The following is a 17,579-nucleotide window of genomic DNA, read 5'->3' as shown; positions in this document are numbered from 1 at the left end:
CAGTTGCACCGAGGTGATGCTATCGCAGGCAAGCCAGCTCCCTCACAAGCCGTCTTCCACACAAGCCCGGTTCCCACAGGGAGAACAGTGCTGCTTTTTAGTGCTGCAGGATTTTCTCAAGGAAGTGCTGCGCGCGTTCGGAGCGGGCGCTGATGTCGCCGAAGAACTCTTCTTTCGGGCAGTCTTCGATGATCTTGCCGGCGTCCATGAAGATCACACGGTCGGCCACTTTGCGCGCGAAGCCCATTTCGTGGGTCACGCACATCATGGTCATGCCTTCGTGGGCCAGTTGCACCATCACGTCGAGCACTTCGTTGACCATTTCCGGGTCGAGTGCCGAGGTCGGTTCGTCGAACAGCATGACGATCGGGTCCATGGCCAGGGCGCGGGCAATGGCCACACGCTGTTGCTGGCCGCCGGAGAGCTGGCCCGGATGCTTATGGGCGTGTGCCGACAGGCCCACACGGTCAAGCAGTTGCAGACCTTTTTTGGTGGCTTCTTCCTTGCTGCGGCCCAGCACCTTGATCTGCGCGATGGTCAGGTTTTCGGTGATGGTCAGGTGCGGGAACAGCTCGAAGTGCTGGAACACCATGCCCACGCGCGAGCGCAGTTTGGGCAGGTTGGTCTTCGGGTCGGCGATGGAGGTGCCGTCGACCACGATGTCGCCCTTCTGGAACGGTTCCAGCGCGTTGACGCACTTGATCAGGGTGGATTTGCCCGAACCCGATGGGCCGCACACCACGATCACTTCGCCTTTTTTGACATCAGTGCTGCAATCGGTCAGCACCTGGAAGTCGCCATACCACTTGTTGATGTTCTTGATAGAGATCATACGGCAAACCTTTTTTGCAGACGCTTGACCAGCAGCGAGGCGGAAAAGCTGATGATGAAGTAGACGACACCGGCGAAGATCAGGAACTCATTGGAGCGGCCGATGATGTCGCCGTTGGAGCGGGCGGAGTTGAGGAAGTCCACCAGGCCCACGGTGTAGACCAGCGAGGTGTCCTGAAACAGGATGATCGACTGTTGCAGCAGCAACGGGGTCATCTTGCGGAACGCCTGGGGCAGGATGATCAGGCGCATGGTCTGGCCATACGTCATGCCCATCGCCTGGGCTGCGCCCATCTGGCCCTTGGGAATCGACTGCACGCCGGCCCGCACGATTTCACAGAAGTACGCGGCTTCGAACATCATGAAGGCCACGACGCAGGAGGTGAACGCACCGATCGGGGTGTCTTCGCCGGTGATCCAGCGCAACACGAACGGCACCGCCAGGTAGAACCAGGTGATCACCAGCAGCAGCGGGATCGAGCGGAAGTAGTTCACGTAGGCGCCGGCCAGGCGTGACAGCAGTTTGCTGGACGACAGGCGCATCAGCGCCAGGACCGTACCCAGCGCAATGCCGCCGACCACGCCCATGACCATCAACTGCAAGGTCATGACCATGCCGTTCCACAGGCCCGGGATGGCGGGGATGATACCGCTGAAATCGAAGTCCATTATTTACCCCCCACGGAGATCAGGCCGGGCACCGCGACTTTCTTCTCGATCACGCGCATCAGCAACATCAGGCTCATGTTCAAGGTGAAATAGATCAACGTGGCCAGGGTGAAGGCTTCAAACAGGTTGGCCGAGAACTCGGCGGTCTGTTTGGTTTGCGCCAGCAGTTCCATCAAGCCGATCAAGGACGCCACGGAGGAGTTCTTGAACACGTTGAGGAATTCCGAGGTAAGCGGCGGAATGATGATGCGGTAGGCCTGGGGCAGCAGCACGTTCCAGTAGATCTGCGGCAGCTTGAAGCCCATGGCACGCGCCGCAGCTTCCTGGCCACGTGGCAGCGCCTGGATGCCGGTACGCACTTGTTCGCACACACGGGCGGCGGTGAACAGGCCCAGGCACACGACAACGCTCAGGTAGGCCGAGGTGGTCGGGTTGAGGTCTTGTTTGTACCAGTCCTGCAGGTTCTGCGGCAGCATATCGGGCACCAGGAAGTACCAGATAAACAGCTGCACCAGCAGCGGCACGTTACGAAACAGTTCCACGTAGCAGGTCGCGATACCCGCTACGAGACGGTTTGGCACGGTGCGCATGACGCCCAGAATGGAGCCAAGCAACAAGGCAATGATCCATGCCACGACAGCGATGGCGATGGTCCAGCCCAAACCGGCGATGTACCAGTCGAGATAAGTCTCGCTGCCAACGCCCGTGGACTTGAAGAACACGCCCCAGTCCCAGTTGTAATTCATTAGGGTCTCCCCTCGAGATCGATCGATGTACAAGCACCTGCTTGGGGAAGATCCTTTCCCGCCTGACGGTGAACGCCAGGCACACGCGATCGGCTCGAAAACCGCCAGGTCGAGTGTTCCACATTAAAGCCAGCAGGTAGTAACAGACGCCTGAGGGAGGGTTGGCTCCCTCAGGACATAAGCTTAGTCAGGTATCAGATTTTTACGTCGGGGGCTGGCTTGTCGCTTGGGTTAGCGATCAGCTCCTTAACCTTTTCGCTCATCGGGAAGTTCAGGTTCAGGCCTTTTGGTGGGATCGGGCTCTCGAACCACTTGCTGTAGATCTTGTTGATCTCGCCGGATTTGTACAGGGCGACGATGGCGTCATCCACGGCTTTCTTGAAGGCCGGGTCGTCTTTACGCACCATGCACGCGTAGGCTTCGAAGGACTGCGGAGTACCGGTGATGACCCAGTCGTCCGGCTTCTTGGCCTTGGCTTCTTCGCCGGCCAGCAGGGCGTCGTCCATCATGAACGCAACGGCACGGCCGCTTTCGAGCATCTGGAAGGATTCGCCGTGGTCTTTGGCGGAGATGACGTTCATGCCCATCTGCTTGTCGGCGTTCATCGCTTTGATGATGCGCTCGGACGTGGTGCCGGCGGTGGTCACGACGTTTTTGCCTTTCAGGTCGGCAAAGTCAGCGTAGGACGGCTTGCCATCCTTGTCCTTCTTGACCAGCAGACGGGTGCCGATTTCGAAGATGTTGACGGTGAAATCAACTTGCTGGGCGCGTTCGGCGTTGTTGGTGGTGGAGCCGCACTCAAGGTCCGCAGTGCCGTTCTGGATCAGCGGGATACGAGTCTGCGAAGTCACCAGGTTGTACTTGGTCTTCAGGTCGGGCTTGTTCAGGTCTTTTTTCAGGGCTTCAACCACAGCCAACTGAACATCGTGGGAGTAGCCCACGGGTTTGCCCGAGCCATCCGCGATGTAGGAAAACGGAATGGAGCTGTCGCGGTGAGCGAGGGTGATGGTGCCGGAGTCGTTGATTTTCTTCAGTGTGCCGGTGAGTTCGGCGGCGAAAACTGGAGTGCTGATCAGAGCAGCAGCGATAGCTGCGCCCAGGATATGGGGAACGATGCGCATCAATACTTCCTCGACATTTGTTTTTTTTATGAAGCCTGCTAAGCGGCTCTCTTTGTACTGCGACTGCCCATGACGGCTCCTAAGGCGCCTCAGGCAATCGTCAGGGAGTGTAGAGCATGAGTCGTGCCATACCGGAAATAAAAGGTTATTTGTTTGATTTATAAGGAGATTAACTTTGTGTTACGAGGGATTTGTAACGCTTCGGTCCGGCAAACCGAATAGGGTGGGGTTTGGTGTTCGGAAAACCGAATGGTTAGCACGGTATTCCCGGCAGGCCTTTTGTGGGAGCTGGCTTGCCTGCGATGGCATCAACCGGGTTTGCCTGATGTACCGAGTTGCCTGCATCGCAGGCAAGCCAGCTCCCACAGGGGAAGGTGCAGGTTTTAGAAGGTGTAGTCCGCCGACACCACCGCCGCACGCCCATCACCCGGCACGGCCCAACCGTTGTTGCGGATGCGCGTCAGGTATTGCTTGTCGAACAGGTTGTTGACGTTCAACTGCAGGTTCAGCTGTTTATTGACCTTATACCCGAGCATCGCACGCTGTACCGCGTAGCCAGGCGCAGTCGGTGCCCCGGCGGCGCTGACCAGGTACTGCCTGGATTGCGCGGTGATGCCGTAGCCCACTTGGAAGTCATACGGCAGGTCGTACACCGTCCACAGGCTGGCTGCATGTTTGGGCGTGAACGGTAGCGGTTCGCCTTTCTGTGCGTCGAACCCGGTGGTTGCCAGGGTGAAGTCGCTGGCGCTGCGCAGTACGCGGGTGTCGAGGTAGGTGTAATTGGCGAAGACCTTCCACTTGTCCGTGATCGCGCCGCTCAGGCCCAGCGCAACGCCATCGGCACGCGCTTTACCGTCGAGCGATTGCGTGCCGCTGAGGTTGGTTGGGTCATTGCTGGCGACTTTGTAGTTGGTGCGGTCATTGCGAAAGACTGCGCCAGTGATCGACAGGGCGTTGTCGAAGAAGTCCCACTTGGTGCCGATTTCGTAGCTGACCGCGGTTTCCGGCGAGACATTACAGTTGTTGATGGCTGCCATGTTGTTCTTGGCCGGGGTGTAGCAACTGCCGTTCACGCTGGCCTGGGACGGCGTCTTGCTGTTGCCGTAGGCGATGTAGAGGCTGCCGTTTTCGGCCGGCTTGTACACCAGCGCCAGGCGATAGGACGTCAGGTCATCCGCTTGGCCGAAGCGCCCGCCAGGGGTTTCCACGCCGGTGCTGGAGTAGGCGTTGGTCACCGAACTGCCGGCGTTGTGCTCGTAGCGCAGGCCGCCGTTGATTTCCCATTGCGGGCTGAGCTTGAGCGTGTCGAAGGCATAGGCGGCGCGGTTGTTAAGCGCACCGTCGATATGCGCCGCACGGGTGAAGTTGACCGGGCCGTTCCATTCCGAGTTCGGGTCGCTGAAGCTGACCGGTGGCGGCACGAGGGTGCTGCCGTTGGCGTTGGTCAGCCATTTGCCGGTGTCCGCCTCGTATTCCTCGCGGCTGATGGCGATACCGGTGACCAATGTGTGCTCGACGAAACCGGTACTGAAGTGGCTGGTCACGTCAGTCTGGTTGGTGAACATCTTGTTTTGGGTGTTGCGCTCGTTACCCAGCGAGCCGCCGCTTGGCTGGAAGTAGCCGGGTTTGAGCCCGCCCGTGCACGGGGCGCCGGTGATCTGGGTGCCGGTGGCGAGGCAGCCGGCTTGGGCGCCTTCGGGGCCGGAGGCGCGCAGGTCTTGGCGCACGCGCTCGACGCGGGTGAAGTTGCGCACCGAGACGGCGTCGTTGAAGTCGTGCTCAAGCTTCAGGCTGAACGCGTCCGCGGTGATTTGCTGGTCATTGATGTTGTGGTAGCCGTAGTAATCGCTCCAGCCCACGCCCGGCATCGGTTTGCCGTTGTAGATAGGAATGCCGTATTGCGGCGTGTTGTCGTCTTTCTGATGCTCATAACTGACGGTGACGCGGGTTGGCGTGCCCAGGCCGAAAGCGATAGAGGGCGCGATGCCCCAGCGCGAGTAATCTTCATAATCGCGGCCCGGCACGTCGTTACCATGGGCCATCAGGTTCAACCGGAAGGCGGTGGTGTCGTTGAGTTGCTGGTTGGTGTCCAGGGTGAGGCGCTTGTAGCTGTCGGTGCCGATACCGGCGCTGATCGTGGTTTTATCGCGCAGCTCAGGTTGCTTGGTCACCAGGTTGATGGTGCCGCCGACTGCACCGGAACCTGAGTACACCGAGCTTGCGCCGCTGACCACTTCGACCTGTTCCAGGTTAAACGGGTCGGTGCGGCTGTATTGCGCGCTGTCGCGCACGCCGTCGACGTAGATGTCGCCGCTGGCCGAGAAGCCGCGCAGGTTGATGCTGTCGCCATAACCGCTGCCGCCTTCGCCGGCACCAAAGGTGATGCCGGGCACGGTGCTGAGCACATCGCGCAGGGTCAGCAGGTTCTGGTCATGGATGACTTCCTTGGGCACCACCGTGATGGTCTGCGGCGTATCGCGCAGCAACTCGGTGTACTTGGGGGATGAGGGAGCGGCGGGGGTGTAAGTGCTCTGGCTCGGCGCCTGACCTTCGATACTGGTCGCGCCGAGCTGGATTACGCCCGTGCCGTCATCTGCTGCCGTCTGCGCTGCATAACTGAATCCTCCCTGCGCAGCCACTGCCAAACCCACTGCCGACGCGAGCAAATGCCGCGATGAAAGGGGGGCAGAACTGATCCCGGTAGCCATTGATTATTCTCGTGTGAGTGAAAGTGAGAGGCGATCGTAATTGATAAAGGATCTCAAATGTAATAGTTTGTAACGAAATAATTCATGAAACTTTTGCGGTCCTCGATCGCAATACAGGGCTGCCATGCAGAGCGATCCGTCGAATATCGGTGAAAACCCACGCGCCTATGCACGTTGGGTCATGCATGCCGCGCAACTGGGCGATGCCGACGCGCAGGCAGCACTGGCGCAGCTGTTGCTCGACGGCCGTGGCGTGCAGAAGGATGAGGCGCTGGCGCTGAGCTGGTTTCGCATCGCCGCACGCCAGCGCCACCCCATGGCGATCAACATGATCGGGCGCTGCCTGGAGAATGGCTGGGGCTGCGCCATCGATCTGGCGGATGCCGCGCAGCATTACCGACACGCCGCCGACCTGGGCCTGGATTGGGGGTTGTACAACTACGCGCAATTGCTCACCGGCGGGCGCGGTGTGGAGCGTGACCTGGGCGCGGCGTATGCGCTGTTTGCGCAGGCGGCGGATAAGGGCCACGCCAAGTCGATGAACCTGCTGGGGCGTTTCCACCATGAGGGCGTGGTGGTGCCCAAGGATGTGCGCCTGGCCAAAGCGTGGTATCAGCGCTCGGCCGAGGCCGGAGATTTTCGCGGGCAGTACAACCATGCTGCGGAGTTGGTGGCAGAGGGCGATGAAGCCCAGGCCTGCGTATGGCTTGAGCGTGCGCTGGCGACGGCGACGCCGGGGTTTCTGCAGGCGGCTTATCCGGTGCTGCTGAGCGCGGCGTCCAGCGCGATTCGAGACATGGGCCTGCGTTATCAGCGCCTGGCACTCGCGACATAAAAAAGCCCCTGGACCTTGCGGTGCAGGGGCTTCTTGTTACGGCCTGCGATCAGGCCGCTTCAATCTTTGCGCGGGTTTGCTCAACCTTGGACAGGTAACGCTGCAGGTTGTCCTGCTCTTGTGGTGTGGTGAACAAGCCCAGCTTGGTGCGGCGCCACAGCACATCGTGCGGTTGCGTCACCCATTCTTCGGCGCACAGGTAATCGACTTCGCGGGTGTACAGGCCGCCACCCAGGTGCTCGCCCAAGTCAGCCAACGATTGCACACCTTCGAGCAAGCGCCAGGTACGGCTGCCGTACGTGGTGGACCAACGGCGTGCGATCTCGCTGGGTACCCAGTCGAACTTGGCGCGAATCGCTTCGGCCAGGGCTTCTGGTGTGGTCATGTCTTCGCCGCCCGGCAGGCTCGCGGTGGCGGTCCAGCTTGGGCGCATCTGCGTGAAAAACGGCGCCAGTTGCGCCATCGCCGACTCGGCCAGCTTGCGGTAGGTGGTCAACTTGCCACCGAACACCGACAGGATCGGCGCTTCACCCTTACCGCCAGACAGTGACAGGGTGTAGTCGCGGGTGATGGCCGACGGGTTGTCCGATTCGTCGTTGCACAGCGGGCGCACGCCGGAGTAGGTGTGCACGATGTCGTCGCGACTCAGCTGCTTCTTAAAGTGCGCGTTGACCACGTTGAGCATGTAGTCGGTTTCACCTTCAGTAATCGCAACCTTCGCCGGATCGCCAGTGTACTCACGGTCGGTGGTGCCGATGATGGTCAGGTGGTTCAGGTACGGAATAGTGAAGACGATGCGCTGGTCTTCGTTCTGCAGAATGTGCGCGTGCGCACCTTCGTAGAGTTTCGGCACGATCAAGTGGCTGCCCTGAATCAGGCGGATGCCGTAAGGCGAGTCCAGCTTCAGGTCTTCCTTGATGAACTTGGCGACCCACGGGCCGGCGGCATTCACCAAGGCGCGGGCGCGGATCGAGAACAGGCTGCCATCGGCGCGCTCCATGTTCATTTCCCACATGCCGTTGCTGCGATGTGCGCTGATGCAACGGGTCTGGGTGTGGATATGCGCGCCTTTTTCGCGGGCGGCCATGGCGTTGAGCACGACTAGACGTGCGTCATCGACCCAGCAGTCGGAGTATTCGAAGCCTTTGGTGATTTCGCTTTTCAGCGGGCTGTCGGGGCCGAACTTGAGGCTCTTGGACCCGGCGAGTTTTTCACGCTTGCCCAAGTGGTCGTACAGGAACAGGCCCGCGCGAATCATCCACGCCGGGCGCAGGTGCGGACGGTGCGGCAAGACAAAGCGCATCTGCTTTACGATGTGCGGGGCCTTGGCCAGCAGCACTTCACGTTCGGCCAGCGCCTCGCGCACCAGGCGGAATTCGTAATGTTCGAGGTAGCGCAGGCCACCGTGGATCAGCTTGCTGCTGGCCGAAGAGGTGTGGCTGGCCAAGTCGTCCTTTTCGCAAAGGAATACCGACAAACCGCGCCCGGCTGCGTCTGCTGCAATGCCGACGCCATTGATCCCGCCGCCAATTACGGCGACGTCATAGACTTCAGCAAGCGGTGGAGCAGGCAAGGTGGAAAGGTTCATCGGCTGGCCTCGCGATCTTTTTGTCTTGGAATTCGAACATTAATGTTCATTTGCGAAAATGGTAGCTGATAAACGCGCGCACAGCCACCTGACTTCGATTGAAAAAACTCATCGAAGGGCGGAGAAAGGAACAATTGTGAACATGAGCCTAGGGCAGGCTCAAGAGATCGGGGTGTCGGATCCATCGCTATCGCGGGCAAGCCCGGCTCCCACAGTTGACCGGGTTCCAACATGAAAATGCGGTCAACTGTGGGAGCGGGCTGGCCCGCAATGGCGCCAGTGCAGGCGCTAAACCACTTCCAGCCGAACCTTGTGCTGATTCAGCAACTGCACCAACGCCGGCACTGGCTGCTGATCGGTCACCAGGCAGTCCACCAGACTGATCGGCCCCAAGCGAATCATGGCATTGCGCCCGAATTTGCTTGAGTCCGCCGCCAGAATCACCTGGCGTGCATTGGCGATGATCGCCTGGGAAACCCTGACTTCCTGATAATCGAAGTCCAGCAGGCTGCCATCTTCATCAATGCCGCTGATGCCCACCAAGGCAAAGTCGACCTTGAACTGGTTGATAAAGTCGACACTCGCCTGGCCCACCACACCGCCGTCACGGCGCACGTTGCCGCCGGTCAACAGCACGTCGAAGTCGTCCTTGGCACTGAGCATGGTCGCAACGTTGAGGTTGTTGGTGATGATTTTCAGGTGGTTGTGATTGAGCAGCGCACGGGCGATGGACTCGGTGGTGGTGCCGATATTGATAAACAGCGAGGCGTGATCAGGGATTTGCGCGGCAATGGCTTCTCCGATGCGTTGTTTTTCGTCACGCATCTGGTCGGCCCGCATGGCGTACGCGGTGTTTTCGACACTGGAGTCATAGGCCGCGCCGCCGTGGTAGCGGCGCAGCAGATTGGCGTCCGCCAGCTGGTTGATATCGCGGCGGATGGTTTGCGGGGTGACAACGAATAGCTGCGCCATCTCCTCGATACTGACGTAGCCGCGTTCGCGCACCAGTTCGAGGATTTGTTGTTGGCGGGGAGGCAGATTCATGGGGCGTCCTTTGGGCTGCCATACAAAAGTGGCCCATGATGCCGCAGCAATCGACTCCCCGCCAGTTACAACCCGATATGGGTCCGGCGGTTGGCTTATTCAGCGCCTTCGTGCGGTTCCCAGTCGCGTGTGCGGCTGACTGCTTTTTGCCAGCCGGCGTAGAGCTTCTCTTTGGCGGCTTCATCAAGCTGTGGTTCGAATTCGCGCTCGATCACGGCCTTGCCACGCAGTTCGTCCAGGCTGCCCCAGAAACCGCAGGCCAGGCCTGCCAGGTACGCGGCGCCGAGTGCCGTGGTCTCGCGCATTTGCGGGCGCTCGACCTGGGTGCCGAGGATGTCGGCCTGGAACTGCATCAGGAAGTTGTTGGCCACCGCGCCGCCGTCCACACGCAGGGCTTTGAGGCGTTCGCCCGAGTCCTGTTGCATGGCGTCCAGCACGTCGCGGGTCTGGTAGGCAATCGACTCCAGGGCGGCACGAATAATGTGGTCCACACGCACGCCACGGGTCAGGCCGAACAGCGCGCCACGGGCATACGGGTCCCAGTACGGGGCGCCCAGGCCGGTGAAGGCGGGCACCAGGTACACGCCGTTGCTGTCCTTGACCTTGCCGGCGAAGTATTCGGTGTCGGTGGCGTCGGCGATGATTTTCAGCTCGTCACGCAGCCATTGCACGGTAGAGCCACCGTTGAAGACCGCGCCTTCGAGGGCGTAAGCCACTTCGCCACGTGGGCCGCAAGCGATGGTGGTGAGCATGCCGTGCTTGGATTTCACAGCCTTGTCGCCGGTGTTCATCAGCAGGAAGCAACCGGTGCCGTAAGTGTTCTTGGCCTGGCCTGCTTCCACGCACATCTGGCCGAACAGCGCCGCTTGCTGGTCACCGGCAATCCCGCCGATGGCGATGCCGCTTTTGGTACGGCCGTAGATTTCCGAGGAAGACTTAACTTCCGGCAGCATTTCGCGCGGTACGTCGAGGATCTCCAGCATCTTCGCATCCCACTCCAGGGTGTGGATGTTGAAGAGCATGGTGCGCGAGGCGTTGGTGTAGTCGGTGACGTGGGTTTTGCCGCCGGTAAATTTCCAGATCAGCCAGCTGTCGACGGTACCGAACAGCAGTTCGCCGTTGCGCGCACGCTCGCGGCTGCCTTCAACGTTGTCGAGGATCCACTTGAGCTTGGTGCCGGAGAAGTACGGGTCGGTGACCAGGCCGGTGGTGTCGCTGATGTATTGCTCGTGGCCGTCGCGCTTGAGCTGCTGGCAGATCTCGGTGCTGCGGCGGCACTGCCACACGATCGCGTTGTAGATCGGGCGGCCGGTGATCTTGTCCCAGACCACGGTGGTTTCACGCTGGTTGGTAATACCGATGGCAGCGACTTGGTCATGGTGCAGGCCGGCTTGTGCCAGGGCCTCGACCATCACCGCGCTCTGGGTCGCGAAGATTTCCATCGGGTCATGTTCGACCCAACCGGCCTGCGGGTAATGCTGAGCGAATTCACGCTGGGCGGTGCAGACCACGTTGGCGTCACGATCGAAGATGATCGCCCGCGAACTGGTGGTGCCCTGATCGAGGGCAATGATGTAGTTCTTATTCTGAATGTCGGTCATGTCAATTGCCTTGGACGAAATAAGGAAGTCAGAAATCAGCCTGGGCCGCGAAGGGCAGGGGCACCAGGCCGGCGCTTTCAGGAAATACGAGTCTTGCCGTTGACAGCCGTGTCAGGTGTTTCTTCAGCTATAGCAGGTGCGGCGCTCGGCAAGTGGCGGGCAATCAGCCCGCGATAAGCCGCTGCGCCGAGGCAGGCGCCGACAATCGGCGCGAAAATCGGTACCAGGAAGTAAGGAATATCGCGGCCGCCAGTAAAGGCCATTTCACCCCAGCCGGCGAAAAAGGTCATCAGCTTGGGGCCGAAATCCCGCGCCGGGTTCATCGCAAAGCCGGTCAGCGGGCCCATGGCACTGCCGATAACTGCAATCAGCAGGCCGATTAACAGCGGGGCCAACGGGCCGCGGGGCAGGCCATTGTTATCGTCGGTCAGGGCCATGATCACGCCCATCAGGATGGCGGTGATGACCATTTCCACCAGGAATGCCTGGGCCGTGCTCAGCAGCGCGTGCGGGTAGGTGGAGAACACCGACGCCAATTCCAGGCTGGCCTGAGAGCCGCGAATCATGTGGTGAGTTTGTTCGTAATCGAAAAAGAGGTTGCTGTACAGCGTGTAAACCAGCGCCGCCGAGCAGAAGGCGCCAGCGATTTGCGCGAGGATATAGAAAGGCAGTTTGCGTTTTTCAAAATCGGCAAAGATGCACAGGGCGATACTCACGGCCGGGTTGAGGTGCGCCCCGGAAATACCGGCGGTGAGGTAGATCGCCATGCTCACGCCGATGCCCCAGATAATACTGATTTCCCACAGCCCGAAGCTGGCACCCGCGACCTTGAGCGCAGCGACACATCCTGTACCGAAGAAGATCAGAAGCGCAGTCCCCAGGAACTCGGCCATGCATTGGCTCGAAAGTGAAGGCTGTTGAAGAGCAGTAGTCATGGCAAACCTCGATTGTTGTTCTTGTTGGCGCATAGCCTCAACGGGCGATTGCGCGATTTTCACCGTAATCAGGATCCCCATCCTGACTGCGGCTTCCCGCTGGAACACTGGAGCACTATTCCTACAGCATTCGGAAACGAAAAAATATAGACAAGAATGACCGCTGTCAAAGGTCGAAAGTGAACCATTGGTCATTTTCGAACTATTGGTCTGGTGAATGATCACGGGGGAGGCTGCAAGTGTTCACAGCAGGAGGGTCGCACTAGAGCGTTTTGTGCGGGCTTGGCCTAGAATTGGCGATCTTTTTGCTGCGCCAGGAGTAGACATGACCCCCGCACTGGACTTGTTGAAAAAAGTTCGCGCCGAACATCGCATCCACAGTTACGAGCACGACCCCAAGGCCGCGTCTTATGGCCTGGAGGCCGCGGAAAAATTGGGTCTTGATCCGGCGCAGGTGTTCAAGACGTTGCTGGCCAGCAGTGAGAAAGGTGAATTGTTGGTGGCGGTGGTGCCGGTCGTCGGAAGTCTGGACTTGAAGGCGCTGGCCCATGCGGCCGGGGTTAAAAAAGCCGAGATGGCCGATCCGGTCGCGGCGCAGCGTTCTACCGGCTACCTGTTGGGCGGCATCAGCCCGTTGGGGCAGAAGAAGCGTTTGCGCACCTTTATCGATGAGACCGCGCAACAGTTTGCGACGATTCATGTGAGTGCCGGCAGAAGGGGGTTGGAAGTGGAACTGGCTGCAGCGGTGCTGGCCGAGCATACCCAGGCCAAATTTGCGCCGATTGGGCGAGGCTGAAATTCATATTTTGAAGATTATGAGATCCAATGTGGGAGCTGGCTTGCCTGCGATGGCATCACCTCGGTTCAACTGACAGACCGAGGTGTCCGCATCGCAGGCAAGCCAGCGCCCACATTTTTACCCGGTTTCGTCAGTTGCTTAGTGAGCCGGGCTGTAGCGGCGAACGCCGGATTCGACTTGAGGAATCTGCGCCGCCGTGCTGCCGGACGCTTGAAACAACACCAGATGCTCCGCCGCTACTCGAATCCCCACCTGCGCACCGACCTGATGGTCTGCATGGCTGGGGAAAATCGACTCCAGCTGTGCGCCGGTCGGCAGTTGCAGGCGGTACAAGGTCGAAGCGCCAAGGAACGTCTTACCGACAATTCGCGCTTTCAACGCGCTGTCCGGCGCATAAACAATGTCATCCGGGCGTAGCAGAACGTCCACCGCGCCACCGGTTGGCCAGGTATAAGCACGATTGCCACGCAAGTCACCCAGTTCGGTACTCACCGATTCCGGCGAACTCAGTTGCCCGCGAATAAAGTAACCCTGGCCGATAAAGCTGGCGACATAAGGCGTCTGCGGTTCGTGGTAGAGGTTGTAGGGCGTGTCCCACTGCTCAAGGCGGCCTTCCTTGAATACCCCCACCTGATCACTCACGGCGAAGGCTTCTTCCTGATCATGGGTGACCAGAATCGCACTGGTGCCACGCGCCTTGAGAATGTCGCGCACCTCATGGCTGAGCTTGCGCCGCAGTTCGCCATCGAGGTTGGAGAAGGGTTCGTCGAGCAGCAACAGTTGCGGCTCCGGCGCCAGCGCGCGGGCGAGGGCGACGCGTTGTTGCTGGCCGCCGGAAAGCTCGTGTGGGAAGCGCTTGCCGAGGTTTTTCAGGTTGACCAGTTCCAGCAGTTCGCCGACCACGCGGTCTTTTTGCGGGTGCTTGCGAATGCCGAAGGCGATGTTGTCGGCCACGCTCAAATGCGGAAACAGCGCGTAGTCCTGGAACACCATGCCAATGCGACGTTTCTCCGGCGCCAGGGTGAACCCGGCGCTGGAGATTACTTCACCGGCCAGGCTGATCTCACCTTCATGCACCGGCTCAAACCCGGCAATCGCCCGCAAGGTCGTGGTTTTGCCGCAACCTGAGGAGCCCAGCAGGCAGCCGATGTCACCGGCGTTGAGGTGCAGATTGAGGTTCTGCACCACGCGTTGATCTTGATAGCCGCATGCCAGATTGCGCAGGTTCAGCAGTAATGGCTGGCTCATGCGTGGTGGTACGACGGCGGGACGAGGAATTCGAGCAGCGCCTTTTGCGCGTGCAGGCGGTTCTCGGCCTGGTCCCACGCCACCGAACGCTCATCATCGAGCAGATCGAGGCTGATTTCTTCGCCACGGTGCGCGGGCAGGCAGTGCATGAACAGCACGTCCGGCGCGGCCAGGTCGAGCAGGGCACGGGTCACCTGGAACGGCGCGAACAGCGCCAGGCGCTTGGCGGTTTCTTCTTCCTGGCCCATGGAGGTCCACACGTCGGTGCTCACCAGGTGTGCGCCGATGACCGCGTCACGCGGGTCGCGCACCAGGGTCACGCGATCGCCGGCCTGGGCCAGGAAACGTGCATCCGGCTCGTAGCCTTCGGGGCAGGCAACGCGCAGTTGGAAGTCGAACTGGATTGCCGCTTCTATATAGCTGTTGCACATGTTGTTGCCGTCGCCGATCCAGGCCACGGTTTTGCCCTGGATCGAACCACGGTGTTCAAGGAAGGTTTGCATGTCGGCCAGCAACTGGCACGGGTGCAGGTCATCGGACAGGCCGTTGATCACCGGTACCCGCGAGTTGGCGGAAAATTCGGTCACGGTGCTGTGGGCAAAAGTACGGATCATCACCGCATCGAGCATGCGCGACATCACGCGGGCGGCGTCGGCAATCGGCTCGCCACGGCCCAGTTGGGTGTCACGCGAGGACAGGAAGATGGCTTGGCCACCCAGCTGGATCATGCCGGCTTCGAACGACACGCGGGTGCGGGTCGACGACTTCTCGAAAATCATCCCGAGCACACGGTTTTTCAAAGGCTCGAACAGTACGCCGCGGTTACGCAGGTCTTTAAGCTCAATGCCTCGACGGATCACACTGACCAGCTCTTCGGGCGTGCAATCCATCAGGGAGAGAAAGTGCCTTGCGCTCATCATTAACTACCTTTTTGCAACAGACCGCAGATACTCAAAGCCTTGTTTATTGTGACAACGGGCGAGACCTGCGGCGAAAGCCGCACGGGGCGACGAAATAGGGGAAGGCGCGATCTTATAATTAAATGTCGCGTGTTACCAATAGGGCTACGGTTTTTAAGGGCGCTCAAGAGGGGCGCCGGAGCGCTTTTGAAGACTGATTCCTGACAGCAGCGCCCCATTTGTACACTGGCGCCGAGACCTTTTGCAATGTGTGGGTGCGGGCTCGGGCCAGGCTGCGTCGGTTTCAGCGCTGCTGTAGCAAGTTTTGAAACATTTGCTCACGGTCTGGCCTATGCCCTTTGATTCACGCGGCGAACGTTGCTGGTGCGCGTCCGGCTGTCGGGCCATAGTTGGGCCAAAGCCCAATAAAGAGACTGGCCATGACCAAGACTCTCCACCACCGTGCCTGCCATCTGTGTGAAGCCATCTGTGGTCTGACCCTGGAAACCACCCAGGCGGACGACGGCAGCCTGGCGATCACTTCCATCAAGGGCGACCCGCTGGATACGTTCAGCCGCGGACACATTTGCCCAAAAGCCGTGGCGCTGCAAGACATCCAGAACGACCCGGACCGTTTGCACCAGCCCATGCTGCGCGTGGGCAGCGACTGGCAGCCGATCCCATGGGACGAGGCCTTTGCGCTGGTGGCCGAACGCCTCGCAGGCATTCAGGCCCGGCACGGGCAGAACGCGGTGGCGGTGTATCAGGGCAACCCCAGCGTGCATAACTATGGGTTGATGACCCACAGCAACTACTTCCTTGGCCTGCTGAAGACGCGCAATCGGTATTCCGCCACCTCGGTGGACCAGTTGCCCCATCACCTCACCAGCCACCTGATGTACGGCCATGGCTTGTTGCTGCCGATTCCGGACATCGACCACACCGACTTCATGCTGATCCTGGGCGGCAACCCGCTGGCGTCCAACGGCAGCATCATGACCGTGCCCGATGTGGAAAAACGCCTCAAGGCCATCCAGGCGCGTGGCGGCAAAGTGGTGGTGGTTGACCCCCGACGCAGCGAGACGGCGGCGATTGCCGATCAGCATGTGTTCGTGCGCCCCGGTGGCGACGCCGCGCTGTTGTTCGGGCTGCTCAACACCTTGTTCAGCGAAAACCTGACCCGCGACAGCCATTTGCCGATTGCTGGCCTGGAGGCTGTGCGCCAGGCGATTGCCGGATTTACCGCCGAAGCCATGAGCCGTCAGTGTGCAGTGCCTGCCGAGCAGATCCGCCAGTTGGCGCGGGACTTTGCGGCGGCGGACAAGGCCGTGTGCTACGGGCGCATGGGCGTATCGACCCAGGCCTTCGGCACGCTGTGCCATTGGCTGGTGCAATTGATCAATCTGGTCACGGGCAACCTCGACCGTGTCGGCGGCGCCCTCTGCACCACGCCAGCGGTGGACCTGGTGGCCTCCACGGGCGGTGGGCACTTCAATCGCTGGCAAAGCCGGGTGTCCGGGCGTCCGGAGTACGGTGGTGAGTTGCCCGTTTCGGCCCTTGCCGAAGAGATGCTCACTGAAGGCGAGGGGCAGATCCGCGCCCTGGTGACGGTGGCGGGCAACCCGGTGCTGTCCACGCCTAACGGTCGCCAACTGGAGAAGGCCCTGGACGGTTTGGAGTTCATGGTCAGCGTCGACCTGTATATCAACGAAACCACGCGCTATGCCGACCTGATCTTGCCGTCCACTTCGGCGCTGGAAAACGATCACTACGACACCACGTTCAATATGTTTGCCGTACGTAATGTCACCCGTTTTAATCGCGCGATCCTGCCCAAGCCTGCCGGCGCGTTGCATGACTGGGAGATCTTTGTCGGTTTGGCCAAGGCCTTCGCTGCGCACACCGGTGTTGCGCTCAAGCCGACCATGGCACCGGCGCAGATGATCGACTTTGGCTTGCGCGCCGGGGTCTATGGCGAAGCTTCCGAGCACAAACTGTCGGTGGCCATGCTCGCCGATCATCCCCACGGCGTGGACCTGGGGCCGCTCAAGCCTAACCTGGCCGCACGTTTGAAAACCACCGACGGCCACGTGCAGGCCGCGCCTGCGGTGATCCTGGCGGACCTGGCGCGGTTTGCCGCGCAGCCGGTGCCGATGGTCAACGAATTGTTACTGATCGGCCGTCGGCATGTGCGCAGCAACAATTCCTGGATGCATAACTATCACCGCCTGGTGAAGGGCAAGCCGCGCCATCAACTGCATATGCACCCCGACGACCTGGCCAGCCGACAATTGAGCGATGGGCAGTGGGTGCGCGTCAGCTCACGTATTGGCGAGATTGAAGTGGAAGTGGTGGCGAGCCTGGACATGATGCCCGGCGTGGTCAGCCTGCCTCACGGCTGGGGGCACGGTCGGCCGGGCGTGCGCATGAGCATCGCCAGCAGCCAGCCTGGGGCCAGCGCCAACGACCTGACCGACGAGCGGCAATTGGACGAATTGTCTGGGAACGCAGCGCTCAATGGCGTCCCGGTGCAGGTGGCCGCCGCATAAGGCCCG

The 17,579-nt window shown here is 60.4% G+C and carries 14 protein-coding genes; 3 read left to right on the top strand and 11 right to left on the bottom strand.

Going from position 1 to position 17,579, the window contains the following annotated elements; all coding sequences use genetic code 11:
• Window positions 1-97: 97 nt before the first annotated feature.
• The 5 genes from AOA59_RS03880 to AOA59_RS03855 form a co-directional block, all read right to left on the bottom strand.
• Window positions 98-832, bottom strand: coding sequence for an amino acid ABC transporter ATP-binding protein (locus AOA59_RS03880; RefSeq protein ID WP_017137029.1), 735 nt, complete (start codon window positions 830-832; stop codon window positions 98-100).
• Window positions 829-1,500 carry an amino acid ABC transporter permease gene (locus AOA59_RS03875; RefSeq protein WP_017137030.1) on the bottom strand — a complete coding sequence of 224 codons (672 nt, stop codon included), beginning with the start codon at window positions 1,498-1,500 and terminating at the stop codon, window positions 829-831. Before AOA59_RS03875 ends, AOA59_RS03880 begins: the two co-directional genes overlap by 4 nt.
• A complete protein-coding gene (locus AOA59_RS03870; protein ID WP_017137031.1) occupies window positions 1,500-2,246 on the bottom strand; it encodes an amino acid ABC transporter permease in 747 nt (248 codons plus the stop codon). Before AOA59_RS03870 ends, AOA59_RS03875 begins: the two co-directional genes overlap by 1 nt.
• A 194-nt stretch (window positions 2,247-2,440) precedes the next feature.
• The gene (locus AOA59_RS03865; RefSeq protein WP_065928902.1) at window positions 2,441-3,367 is read right to left on the bottom strand and encodes a glutamate/aspartate ABC transporter substrate-binding protein; all 927 of its coding nucleotides are present in this window, start codon (window positions 3,365-3,367) and stop codon (window positions 2,441-2,443) included.
• A gap of 383 nt (window positions 3,368-3,750) precedes the next feature.
• Complete coding sequence (locus AOA59_RS03855; protein WP_099485998.1) at window positions 3,751-6,075, bottom strand: TonB-dependent siderophore receptor; 2,325 nt, start codon at window positions 6,073-6,075, stop codon at window positions 3,751-3,753.
• A gap of 124 nt (window positions 6,076-6,199) precedes the next feature.
• Between AOA59_RS03855 and AOA59_RS03850 the strand changes: the two genes are divergently transcribed.
• Complete coding sequence (locus AOA59_RS03850; protein WP_099485997.1) at window positions 6,200-6,910, top strand: tetratricopeptide repeat protein; 711 nt, start codon at window positions 6,200-6,202, stop codon at window positions 6,908-6,910.
• Between the two features lie 49 nt (window positions 6,911-6,959).
• Here AOA59_RS03850 and glpD read toward each other — a convergent pair whose 3' ends face one another.
• The 4 genes from glpD to AOA59_RS03830 all read right to left on the bottom strand — a co-directional run bounded on the left by glpD (window position 6,960) and on the right by AOA59_RS03830 (window position 12,078).
• Entirely contained in the window at window positions 6,960-8,498 is a 1,539-nt protein-coding gene (gene glpD, locus AOA59_RS03845) for a glycerol-3-phosphate dehydrogenase (protein ID WP_099485995.1), read from the bottom strand.
• A gap of 288 nt (window positions 8,499-8,786) precedes the next feature.
• Window positions 8,787-9,542 carry a DeoR/GlpR family transcriptional regulator gene (locus tag AOA59_RS03840; RefSeq protein ID WP_010212755.1) on the bottom strand — a complete coding sequence of 252 codons (756 nt, stop codon included), beginning with the start codon at window positions 9,540-9,542 and terminating at the stop codon, window positions 8,787-8,789.
• A 95-nt stretch (window positions 9,543-9,637) separates the two neighbouring features.
• Window positions 9,638-11,143 carry a glycerol kinase GlpK gene (gene glpK, locus AOA59_RS03835; protein WP_017137034.1) on the bottom strand — a complete coding sequence of 502 codons (1,506 nt, stop codon included), beginning with the start codon at window positions 11,141-11,143 and terminating at the stop codon, window positions 9,638-9,640.
• 77 nt (window positions 11,144-11,220) lie between these two features.
• A complete protein-coding gene (locus tag AOA59_RS03830; protein ID WP_099486309.1) occupies window positions 11,221-12,078 on the bottom strand; it encodes an MIP/aquaporin family protein in 858 nt (285 codons plus the stop codon).
• Between the two features lie 325 nt (window positions 12,079-12,403).
• Here AOA59_RS03830 and ybaK point away from each other — a divergent pair, with 325 nt between their 5' ends.
• On the top strand, window positions 12,404-12,874 hold the full coding sequence (gene ybaK / locus AOA59_RS03825; protein ID WP_017137036.1) for a Cys-tRNA(Pro) deacylase: 471 nt from the start codon (window positions 12,404-12,406) through the stop codon (window positions 12,872-12,874).
• Between the two features lie 141 nt (window positions 12,875-13,015).
• Here the strand turns inward: ybaK and AOA59_RS03815 are convergent, their stop codons facing one another.
• Both AOA59_RS03815 and argF read right to left on the bottom strand, forming a co-directional pair.
• The gene (locus tag AOA59_RS03815; RefSeq protein WP_065928906.1) at window positions 13,016-14,125 is read right to left on the bottom strand and encodes an ABC transporter ATP-binding protein; all 1,110 of its coding nucleotides are present in this window, start codon (window positions 14,123-14,125) and stop codon (window positions 13,016-13,018) included.
• The gene (argF, locus tag AOA59_RS03810; protein WP_056857627.1) at window positions 14,122-15,042 is read right to left on the bottom strand and encodes an ornithine carbamoyltransferase; all 921 of its coding nucleotides are present in this window, start codon (window positions 15,040-15,042) and stop codon (window positions 14,122-14,124) included. The genes AOA59_RS03815 and argF overlap by 4 nt, the downstream gene beginning before the upstream one ends.
• A 422-nt stretch (window positions 15,043-15,464) precedes the next feature.
• On the opposite strand from argF, the gene AOA59_RS03800 reads away from it, so the two are divergent.
• Window positions 15,465-17,573 (top strand): molybdopterin oxidoreductase family protein, encoded by a 2,109-nt coding sequence (locus AOA59_RS03800; RefSeq protein WP_099485993.1) that lies wholly within the window; start codon window positions 15,465-15,467, stop codon window positions 17,571-17,573.
• Window positions 17,574-17,579: the final 6 nt, after the last annotated feature.

The sequence above is a fragment of the Pseudomonas sp. 2822-15 genome (assembly GCF_002742515.1).
GTDB lineage: Bacteria > Pseudomonadota > Gammaproteobacteria > Pseudomonadales > Pseudomonadaceae > Aquipseudomonas > Aquipseudomonas salomonii.
This window is presented reverse-complemented; position numbering and strand designations above follow the sequence as displayed.

Excerpts from the sequence above, each read along its gene's own strand:
- AOA59_RS03880 (WP_017137029.1), bottom strand. The coding sequence starts at position 832 with ATGATCTCTATCAAGAACATCAACAAGTGGTATGGCGACTTCCAGGTG.
- AOA59_RS03875 (WP_017137030.1), bottom strand. The coding sequence starts at position 1,500 with ATGGACTTCGATTTCAGCGGTATCATCCCCGCCATCCCGGGCCTGTGG.
- AOA59_RS03870 (WP_017137031.1), bottom strand. The coding sequence starts at position 2,246 with ATGAATTACAACTGGGACTGGGGCGTGTTCTTCAAGTCCACGGGCGTT.
- AOA59_RS03865 (WP_065928902.1), bottom strand. The coding sequence starts at position 3,367 with ATGCGCATCGTTCCCCATATCCTGGGCGCAGCTATCGCTGCTGCTCTG.
- AOA59_RS03855 (WP_099485998.1), bottom strand. The coding sequence starts at position 6,075 with ATGGCTACCGGGATCAGTTCTGCCCCCCTTTCATCGCGGCATTTGCTC.
- AOA59_RS03850 (WP_099485997.1), top strand. The coding sequence starts at position 6,200 with ATGCAGAGCGATCCGTCGAATATCGGTGAAAACCCACGCGCCTATGCA.
- glpD (WP_099485995.1), bottom strand. The coding sequence starts at position 8,498 with ATGAACCTTTCCACCTTGCCTGCTCCACCGCTTGCTGAAGTCTATGAC.
- AOA59_RS03840 (WP_010212755.1), bottom strand. The coding sequence starts at position 9,542 with ATGAATCTGCCTCCCCGCCAACAACAAATCCTCGAACTGGTGCGCGAA.
- glpK (WP_017137034.1), bottom strand. The coding sequence starts at position 11,143 with ATGACCGACATTCAGAATAAGAACTACATCATTGCCCTCGATCAGGGC.
- AOA59_RS03830 (WP_099486309.1), bottom strand. The coding sequence starts at position 12,078 with ATGACTACTGCTCTTCAACAGCCTTCACTTTCGAGCCAATGCATGGCC.
- ybaK (WP_017137036.1), top strand. The coding sequence starts at position 12,404 with ATGACCCCCGCACTGGACTTGTTGAAAAAAGTTCGCGCCGAACATCGC.
- AOA59_RS03815 (WP_065928906.1), bottom strand. The coding sequence starts at position 14,125 with ATGAGCCAGCCATTACTGCTGAACCTGCGCAATCTGGCATGCGGCTAT.
- argF (WP_056857627.1), bottom strand. The coding sequence starts at position 15,042 with ATGAGCGCAAGGCACTTTCTCTCCCTGATGGATTGCACGCCCGAAGAG.
- AOA59_RS03800 (WP_099485993.1), top strand. The coding sequence starts at position 15,465 with ATGACCAAGACTCTCCACCACCGTGCCTGCCATCTGTGTGAAGCCATC.